Source organism: Kitasatospora sp. NPDC059722, from assembly GCF_042733235.1.
Taxonomy (GTDB): Bacteria; Actinomycetota; Actinomycetes; order Streptomycetales; family Streptomycetaceae; genus Kitasatospora.
On sequence record NZ_JBHWGD010000050.1, the window covers coordinates 25,611 to 26,641 of the forward strand.

The following is a 1,031-nucleotide window of genomic DNA, read 5'->3' on the forward strand; positions in this document are numbered from 1 at the left end:
ACCCACCCACTCCACATCACCCTCCCCACTCCGCCCCTCTCCCCCTCTGAGCGTGGGCGCGCTCGCTGCGCGGTGGTCCGGGGGGGCGCCCGCGCCCCCCCCCCCCCCCCACCGCTGTGACCGAACTGCCCCGGATGCAGCGTTTCGACCCGGCCCAAGGTGCGCGCCGCCACCGCCTGGAGCACCGCTGGTCGGATGCCGGGTGACGTCCGGTGCGCCGCATCTGACAGGGTGGCGCGTGTGATGATCTCATCGGCGGCAGCCGGCGGAATGGCCCTGGTCGAACTGGGAATGGCGCTGACGCCGGGCCCGAACATGGTGTACCTGGTGTCCCGGAGCGTCAGCCAGGGCCGCGCGGCCGGGCTTGTCTCGCTGGTCGGGACTGCGGTTGGCTTCCTTGTGTACATGACTTTGGCCAACCTGGGGTTGGCAGTGGTCTTCGTTGCCGTCCCATGGCTGTACATCGGCTTCAAGGCCGCCGGCGCGGCCTACCTCGCCTTCCTCGCCTGGCAGACACTCAGGAAGGGAGGCCGCGGGTTGTTCGAGCCACGCGGCCTCCAGCGCGATTCGCACTGGAGGCTGCTGCGGATGGGGCTGATCACCAACCTGCTCAACCCGAAGGTCGCCATCCTGTACCTCGCGCTCATCCCGCAGTTCATCGATCCCGCTCGCGGCCACACCACGACCCAAGGGTTCGCCCTCGGCGCCATACAGATCGCGGTGGGCCTCACCGTGAACGGGCTGATCGTGCTCGCGGCCGGGTCGATCGCCGGCCTGCTCAAGAGCCGCCCGGCATGGGCCACGTGGCAGCGCCGGATCACCGGGAGCCTTCTCGGTGCCGCCGCGCTCGTCCTCGCCCGGGAGGTACCCGCCCGCGCGCGGGCCTGACCTCGGTCCACGAACCTTCCTCCCACAGCGAAGCGGGGGGGGGGGGGGGCGCGGGGCGGGGGCGCGCGGAAGAAAGAAAAAAAAACAGAAAGAGAAACCAACCCGGAGAAAGACGACAACGAAAACAACAAAGAGGCAGACGA

Annotated in this window: 1 protein-coding gene; it reads left to right on the forward strand. The window is 69.4% G+C overall.

The features are described from left to right. Nucleotides 1-243: 243 nt before the first annotated feature. Nucleotides 244-888 (forward strand): LysE family translocator, encoded by a 645-nt coding sequence (locus ACFV4F_RS27935; RefSeq protein WP_380439450.1) that lies wholly within the window; start codon nucleotides 244-246, stop codon nucleotides 886-888. The last annotated feature ends 143 nt before the right edge of the window (nucleotides 889-1,031 follow it).

What these genes read in the sequence shown, in the direction of transcription:
- ACFV4F_RS27935 (WP_380439450.1), top strand. Translation starts at nt 244, where the DNA reads ATGATCTCATCGGCGGCAGCCGGCGGAATGGCCCTGGTCGAACTGGGA.